Source organism: Vibrio floridensis, from assembly GCF_021852965.1.
GTDB classification, from domain to species: Bacteria; Pseudomonadota; Gammaproteobacteria; order Enterobacterales; family Vibrionaceae; genus Vibrio; species Vibrio floridensis.
In genome coordinates this window covers 1-7,070 of the sequence record NZ_JAKGCY010000028.1, presented here as the reverse complement: position 1 = coordinate 7,070, position 7,070 = coordinate 1, and the positions used below count along the sequence as shown (strand labels likewise).

The following is a 7,070-nucleotide window of genomic DNA, read 5'->3' as shown; positions in this document are numbered from 1 at the left end:
GCGGTTAGTTTTAGTGGTGAAAGTGGTTTGCAGAAAGCTGGTTTATGCGGCATTCACCCCTTAACGCAGCGTTATGTTCTCGCAGCCAAACATTGAAGTCGACCGAGTTTTACGCATTTTGGTGCTCTAAGTGTTGCGTGTTGTTTCATAATGCCTCCTTCCTTGCGGAGGACATATGGATCAAATCAAAATTACCAATGCGATTGTTACATTTATTATGGGTCTCGTTATTGCGGTAACGGTTTCTGGAGGAGCCTTTCTCACAACAGCCATTAAGTATCCTTTTGACTTTATATTTATTGGATTAGGTGGTTTTTTGGCGTTTGGAGTATCTCATTTCTCGGTCAAATATATGCAGAGAGGTTTTTGGAAAGAGTCTGTATTGATGTACTTACTCTACTATTATGGCTCGTTTGGCTTATTTTCGGATGGCCATGCTGCAGGTTGGACCCATAGCGAAGGGATCATAGAAAAGTTAGTGATGTCACAAATGTACATTTTGATATCAGTATTTTCGTTGTTTATTCCACTTTTGTTTATTGCTTTGACGATTACTCATACCTTTTTACTTTACTCTGAAGTGAAAAAAGCGCGAACATAACAAGGCGTTCAAGAGGGATTCATGCCGCGTGGCATTTTTGTTATGCAGTGATTTTTGGTGGTGAAAGTGGTCTGCGGAAAGTTGGTTTATGCGGCATTCACCCCTTAACGCAGCGTTATGTAACAAGGAGAGTCCGGCTAAATGGAAATAATGTCTGAAAGGCTGCGGATGAAGCCATTATCGGAAAATGACTGGTCTTTATTTCTGCAACTCCATACGAATCCTAGTGTTATTTCGCTTTGTTTCGATGAACTGCCAAAGTCAGAAATTGAGAGTAAATTTAAATCTCGATTAGCACCTTGGTTTGTAGATTCGAAGCATTGGCTATGTTTAGTTGTTGTCGAATTCACAACGAACAAAGCAGTAGGTATAACAGGTTTTTGTGTTAACGATTCTGTTGCTGAAGTTGGGTTTATGTTTTTGCCCGAATATCATGGACTCGGGTATGGTACAGAGTCACTGCAAGCTCTCATAAATTATTCAATGTCAGAGTTCGGCATCGATAAATACAGTGCAATTGTTACCGAGGGCAACATTGGTTCCGAAAAGGTACTTACAAAAGTGGGTTTTGTGCTCGATAGGATAGTGCCTCAAGCTTATGAAATTGGTGGTCATTTGTACGCAGATCATGTCTACAAATACGCGTAAAATTGTTACATAACAAGGCGTTTAAGTGGGATTCATGCCGCGTGGCATTTTTGGTATGCGGTGATTTTGGCTGGTGAAAGTGGTCTGCGGTAAGTTGGTTTATGCGGCATTCACCCCTTAACGCAGCGTTATGCTTAATCACGTAAAATCAGTGGTTTATGATTTTCCTTTGTTCCCTCGGCTGATTAGTTTCGAGTTAGTCGGCAAGTTGGCTTCATTGGGCGCTGCTTTCTGGACACTTATTCTTTGGCGCTGGAAATTCAGAGAATTGCCTCAATCGGTTTTCGCGTAAGCGCAAGGTTGGGGCAGTTGGCTCAATCAGAACTTTGAACTTAGGTTTTTGAGTTTTAGCAGCCAAATTTCCAAGCCTGATTTAAAAAATTATGAGTCATTTCGGTTTTCTACGTTTTGGCTTTTGTTTGTGAACCAAAGTCGAGTTAATCTTGGTTTAGGTAAAATGTAAGTTATTGAAGCTTAAGCATAACAAGGCGTTCAAGCGGGATTCATGCCGCGTGGCATTTTTGGTATGCGGTTAGTTTTGGTGGTGAAAATGGTCTGCGTAAACTTGGTTTATGCGGCATTCACCCCTTAACGCAGCGTTAGGCTACCAACCGAACGCTTGATTATTCTTTGAACAGACCCCATGTGTAGGTTTTAGGAATTGATAAACAAGGAATGCTACATGGAACACCTCTATGCTGTTGTTTTGTTTGCCGTTTCATCTTCAGTGACTCCCGGCCCGAACAACATTATGGTCATGACATCGGGGCTGAATTTTGGCGTGAAGAAAAGCTTACCTCTACTTACAGGTATTTGTGTTGGTTTTACAGTTATGCTTCTGCTTGTAGGTCTTGGTTTTGCGCAGTTATTCGTAACGTTTCCTAGCCTACACTTAATCATCAAGTGTGTTGGCGTACTTTATTTGTTATACCTTGCTTACCTTATTGCGCGTTCCGCGGGTAAAGTTGAATCAAGTGAACAATCTCAACCATTTACTTTTATGAAAGGCGCACTCTTTCAGTGGGTAAATGCCAAAGCTTGGGTGGTCGCTACAGGTGCAATAGCTGCGTTTACAACGGTAGGGGCTAGCTTCTTTAGCCAAAACTTAATGATAGCAGCAACATTTTTCTTGGTTTCGTTTCCATGTGTAGGTGTGTGGTTAATGTTTGGTTCTATGCTAAAAAATGCGCTCAATAGCCCAAGAAGCAGATCTGCTTTTAACTATGTAATGTCAGGGTTACTGGTCTTGTCAGTTGTTCCAGTTGCTAGCGAAATTACCGAACAGTTAGCCTAACAAACGCTTCAAGAGGGACAGCCAACGTGTGGCATTTTTACCATGCGTTGGCTTTTGTGATTACGATGTTATGCAGCAAGTTGGTAGTGGCGTTGGCTGCCCCTTAAGCGGGCGTTATGCCTTTTAGGAGAAATACATGACTATCCCAAAGCATTCCAAGCTTTATGGTTACGCGCAAGGCTCTTATTTTGCTGACAGTTTTTCTCGTGAGATCCCATACACGAATCAGACAGCTTTCGATGTTTATCTTGAAATCGCCAAGCAAACACCGCGCTGGGTTTCTTTCTTGATGGAAATGAGAAACCGTATTGTATCCATGTTTGGCCTGAAGCATTTAGGTCGATTTCAGGATACCACTTTGGAGGCCGGTGTTGATAACGTCAAAGTAGGCGATCGGATAGGTATTTTCACGCTCGTAAGTAACGAAGCGCATGAAATTGTTCTGGAGGACAGCGATAAGCATCTTGATGTGAGAGTGTCGTTTCTGCTGGACGTGAAAGGTGACAAAGTCACAGTTCATGCGACAACGGTAGTGCATGTCCACAACTTGTTTGGCAAAGCATACATGCTTGTCGTAGCGCCTATCCATAAAGTTATTGTCCCAAGCTCATTGAAAACTTTGGCACAGGCATAACAAAGCGTTAAAGAGGGACTTGGCACGCGTGGCATTTTCAATTTGCGTTGTGTTTAGTGGTTAAGGTGTTATGCGGTCACTTTTGTATTGCGTGCCTGCGCCCCTTAACGCGGCGTTATGCTTAATCAAATAAAATCAGTGGTTTATGGTTTTCTTTGTTCCCTCAGCTTTTCAGTTTTGTGTTTGTCGGCAAGTCGGCTTTTTTGAGCGCTGTTTTTCGGACTCTTATTCTTTGGCGCTAGAAATTCAGAGAATTGCCTCAATCAATTCTTGAGCAACTACGCGGCTAGGGCGGTTGGCTCAATCAGAAATCCATTTTTGGTTTTTAAACTCCAAGCCAGTTTTGCCAAAATCCGAAGTCTGATTATCAAAACTATGATTCATTTCGGCTTTCTAATCTTTGTCTTTTGTTTGTGAATCAAAGTCGAGTTAATCTTGGTTCTGGTCAAGCGTAAGCCATTGAAGCTTAAGCATAACAAAGCGTTAAAGTGGGATTTGGCACGCGTGGCATTTTCAGTTTGCGTTAGGTTCAGTGGTTACGGCACTGTGCGGTAGCTTTTGTATTGCGTGCCTGCACCCCTTAACGCGGCGTTAGCCGTCATCAATAAACAAAGTTTGCCTAATGAGTAAAAAGGGTGTAATTTTTACTCATGATTAAATTTGAATTTGATGAAAACAAAAGCAGAAGTAATCTCGAAAAGCACGGTATTGATTTTCATACAGCTCAAGGGTTGTGGAATGATTCAGATCTTATCGAGATCCCTGCAAACACGAGTGATGAGCCCAGATATTTGGTTGTCGGCTTACTAAACGGTAAGCATTGGTCAGGAGTAATTACCTACCGAGGTACGAATATCAGGATCATCTCGGTTCGGCGTTCACGGAAAGCGGAGGTAAGCCTTTATGAAAGCGCATGAATTTGATGCCAAGTTTGAAAGTGACGACGATGATATCGTAATGGATTTGGATCTATCGCAAGCTAAAAGACCGATGCATAAGCAAAAACGAGTCAATGTAGATTTTCCAGCCTGGATGCTTGAGTCCTTGGACAGAGAAGCGAGTCGTATTGGTGTAACACGTCAATCAATCATTAAAATTTGGTTGGCAGAAAGGTTAGAGAGCGTATCTCATCATTCAAGTGTGAGATAAACGGCTAACAAAGCATTTAAGAGGGACTCACAACGCGTGGCATTTTTGCCATGCGTTTGTTTTTGTGATGAATTTGCTATGCATTAAGTGCTTTTGTACGTTGTTCGCCCCTTAATGCGGCGTTATGCCTTTTAGGAGAAATACATGAGTATCCCAAAGCATTCCAAGCTTTATGGTTACGCGCAAGGCTCTTATTTTGCTGACAGCTTTTCTCGTGAGATCCCATATACGAATCAGACAGCTTTCGATGTTTATCTTGAAATCGCCAAGCAAACACCGCGCTGGGTTTCTTTGTTAATGGAAATGAGAAACCGTATTGTATCCATGTTTGGCCTGAAGCATTTAGGTCGATTTCAGGATACCACTTTGGAGGCCGGTGTAGATAACGTCAAAGTAGGCGATCGCATAGGTATTTTCACGCTCGTAAGTAACGAAGCGCATGAAATTGTTCTGGAGGACAGCGATAAGCATCTTGATGTGAGAGTGTCGTTTCTACTGGACGTGAAAGGTGACAAAGTCACAGTTCATGCGACAACGGTAGTGCATGTCCACAACTTGTTTGGCAAAGCATACATGCTTGTCGTAGCGCCTATCCATAAAGTTATTGTCCCAAGCTCATTGAAAACTTTGGCACAGGCATAACAAAGCGTTAAAGAGGGATTCATGCCGCGTGGCATTTTTAGTATGCGGTGAGTTTTGGTGGTGAAAGTGGTCTGCGGAAAGCTGGTTTAGGCGGCATTCACCCCTTAACGCGGCGTTATGCTTAATCATGTAAAATCAGTGGTTTATGCTTTTTCTTTGTTCCCTCGGCTTGTTAGTTTCGGGTTCGTCGGCAAGTCAGCTTTACTGGGCGTTGTTTTCCGGACACTTATTCTTTGGCGCTGAAAATTCAGAGCGTTGCCTCAGTCAATTTTCGGGTAAGCGCGAGGTTAGGGAAGTTGGCTCAATCAAAACTTTGAACTTAGGTTTTTGAGTTTTAGCGGCCAAATTTCAAAGTCCGATTTTCAAAACTATGAGTCATTTCGGTTTTCTACGTTTTGTCTTTTGTTTGTAAATCAAAGTCGAGTTAATCTTGGTTCTAGCAAAACGTAACCCATTGAAGCTTAAGCATAACAAGGCGTTCAAGAGGGATTCATGCCGCGTGGCATTTTTGGTATGCGGTGATTTTTGCGGTGAAAGTGGTGTGCGGAAACTTGGTTTAGGCGGCATTCACCCCTTAACGCAGCGTTATGTTTAATCACGTAAAATCAGTTGCTTGCATCTTTTCTTGGCTGTCTAATTCTGGCTTTGTCGGCAAGTGAACTTCAGTGGTTGCTGTTTTCTGGACTCCAATTCGTGGGCGCTAAAAATTCAGAGAGTTGCCTCATTGAAATGCAGTGTTTGGGTGAGGTGAGTGCAGCTTACTCAGTTTTAAAGTTAGAGCTTCAGCTCTCGTTTCTCACGCTGAGACTCAATGCAAATTCAATCAATTTTATGAGTTAATTCAGTTTTTTAGCCTATGGTTTTGGTGTGCAAAGGTAAGTCGAGTTAAGCTCTTGGTATCGTAAAACTTAACCCTTTGAGTCTTAAACATAACAAAGCGTTTAAGAGGGATTCATGCCGCGTGGCATTTTTGGTTTGCAGTGAGTTTTGGTGGTGAAAGTGGTCTGCGGAAACTTGTTTTATGCGGCATTCACCCCTTAACGCGGCGTTATGTGCTTGGAGGAAAAATGCAATATATCGAAGTCAAAAGTAGCCAGATTCCGCTAGATTTGCTGCTTGAAGCCGATCCTTCTGAAGCGAGTATTTCTTCATATTTATCCGATTCATGGTGCTTCGCTGCACTAGATAATGGGCGTGTTTTAGCTGCTTGCATAGTGAAGCTACAAACCAATAGTCTTGCTGAGATATTCAATGTCTCTGTATATCCAAAGTTACAAGGTCAAGGTGTTGGTTCTGAATTGCTTAAGTCGGTTCTGTCTCAGTTATCAAGTAAGGGAATCTCACGTGTTGAACTGGGTACAGGCACCTTTGGCTATCAACTGACTTATTATCAGCGTCTTGGCTTTCGGGTTGACTCAATCGTCAAAGATTACTTTTTGCTGAATTATCCAGAGCCAATCTATGAAAATGGTATTCAACACAAAGACATGCTGAGATTGTACGTACAACTTTAGTACGCACATAACAAAGCGTTTAAGAGGGATTCTCAACGCATGGCAGTTTTGGTTCAAAGCTTAGCTTTTGTGTTTATGGCACAATGGTTTAAGTTGGGTGGCATCGCGTTGTTCACCCCTTAACGCGGCGTTATGTTTAATTACGTAAAATCAATAGCTTGTGCCTTTTCTTGGTTTTCTAATTTTGGCTTTGTCGGCAAGTTGGCTTCAGTGGTCTCTGTTTTTGGACTCCAATTCTTGGGCGCTAAAAATTCTGAGAGTTGCCTCATTCGGTTACAGTGTAAGTGCGAGGTTAGGGCGGCTGGCTCAATCAGCAATTTAATCTTAGGTTTTTGAGTTTTAGCGGCCAAATTTCAAAGTCCGATTTTAAAACTATGAGTCATTTCGGTTTTCTACGTTTTGGCTTTTGTTTGTAAATCAAAGTCGAGTTAATCTTGTTTCGAGTAAAACGTAACCCATTGAAGCTTAAGCATAACAAGAGACTATGGCGTCAATAGTTAATTTTTGGCGCTATCTGCATTCCACATACAGCCATCTCTGAGCATTGAATTTAGAATAACTACCATCTTTCTGACGCAGGCAATGAGC

General features: G+C 42.1%; 9 protein-coding genes. All 9 read left to right on the top strand.

Going from position 1 to position 7,070, the window contains the following annotated elements:
- Nucleotides 1-175: 175 nt before the first annotated feature.
- Complete coding sequence (locus LZU85_RS19915) at nt 176-601, top strand: hypothetical protein (protein WP_045596070.1); 426 nt, start codon at nt 176-178, stop codon at nt 599-601.
- A 141-nt stretch (nt 602-742) separates the two neighbouring features.
- Complete coding sequence (locus LZU85_RS19905; RefSeq protein ID WP_237288304.1) at nt 743-1,249, top strand: GNAT family N-acetyltransferase; 507 nt, start codon at nt 743-745, stop codon at nt 1,247-1,249.
- Nucleotides 1,250-1,931: 682 nt separating this feature from the next.
- On the top strand, nt 1,932-2,543 hold the full coding sequence (locus LZU85_RS19890) for a LysE family translocator (RefSeq protein WP_237288302.1): 612 nt from the start codon (nt 1,932-1,934) through the stop codon (nt 2,541-2,543).
- Between the two features lie 136 nt (nt 2,544-2,679).
- Complete coding sequence (locus LZU85_RS19880; protein ID WP_103193717.1) at nt 2,680-3,177, top strand: DUF2867 domain-containing protein; 498 nt, start codon at nt 2,680-2,682, stop codon at nt 3,175-3,177.
- Nucleotides 3,178-3,827: 650 nt separating this feature from the next.
- Nucleotides 3,828-4,094, top strand: a complete 267-nt coding sequence (locus LZU85_RS19865; RefSeq protein WP_000589156.1) for a BrnT family toxin — start codon at nt 3,828-3,830, stop codon at nt 4,092-4,094.
- Entirely contained in the window at nt 4,081-4,326 is a 246-nt protein-coding gene (gene brnA / locus LZU85_RS19860) for a type II toxin-antitoxin system BrnA family antitoxin (RefSeq protein WP_000643598.1), read from the top strand. The genes LZU85_RS19865 and brnA overlap by 14 nt, the downstream gene beginning before the upstream one ends.
- A 144-nt stretch (nt 4,327-4,470) precedes the next feature.
- Nucleotides 4,471-4,968: a DUF2867 domain-containing protein gene (locus tag LZU85_RS19855; RefSeq protein ID WP_225456582.1), complete on the top strand. Its 498-nt coding sequence runs from the start codon at nt 4,471-4,473 to the stop codon at nt 4,966-4,968.
- A gap of 145 nt (nt 4,969-5,113) precedes the next feature.
- Entirely contained in the window at nt 5,114-5,299 is a 186-nt protein-coding gene (locus tag LZU85_RS19850) for a hypothetical protein (protein WP_237288300.1), read from the top strand.
- A 736-nt stretch (nt 5,300-6,035) separates the two neighbouring features.
- Nucleotides 6,036-6,482 (top strand): GNAT family N-acetyltransferase, encoded by a 447-nt coding sequence (locus tag LZU85_RS19830; protein WP_029817141.1) that lies wholly within the window; start codon nt 6,036-6,038, stop codon nt 6,480-6,482.
- Nucleotides 6,483-7,070 lie beyond the last annotated feature (588 nt).

Bases quoted from the DNA above. Each gene is read 5' to 3' on its own strand.
- LZU85_RS19915 (WP_045596070.1), top strand. From the start codon at position 176: ATGGATCAAATCAAAATTACCAATGCGATTGTTACATTTATTATGGGT.
- LZU85_RS19905 (WP_237288304.1), top strand. From the start codon at position 743: ATGGAAATAATGTCTGAAAGGCTGCGGATGAAGCCATTATCGGAAAAT.
- LZU85_RS19890 (WP_237288302.1), top strand. From the start codon at position 1,932: ATGGAACACCTCTATGCTGTTGTTTTGTTTGCCGTTTCATCTTCAGTG.
- LZU85_RS19880 (WP_103193717.1), top strand. From the start codon at position 2,680: ATGACTATCCCAAAGCATTCCAAGCTTTATGGTTACGCGCAAGGCTCT.
- LZU85_RS19865 (WP_000589156.1), top strand. From the start codon at position 3,828: ATGATTAAATTTGAATTTGATGAAAACAAAAGCAGAAGTAATCTCGAA.
- brnA (WP_000643598.1), top strand. From the start codon at position 4,081: ATGAAAGCGCATGAATTTGATGCCAAGTTTGAAAGTGACGACGATGAT.
- LZU85_RS19855 (WP_225456582.1), top strand. From the start codon at position 4,471: ATGAGTATCCCAAAGCATTCCAAGCTTTATGGTTACGCGCAAGGCTCT.
- LZU85_RS19850 (WP_237288300.1), top strand. From the start codon at position 5,114: ATGCTTTTTCTTTGTTCCCTCGGCTTGTTAGTTTCGGGTTCGTCGGCA.
- LZU85_RS19830 (WP_029817141.1), top strand. From the start codon at position 6,036: ATGCAATATATCGAAGTCAAAAGTAGCCAGATTCCGCTAGATTTGCTG.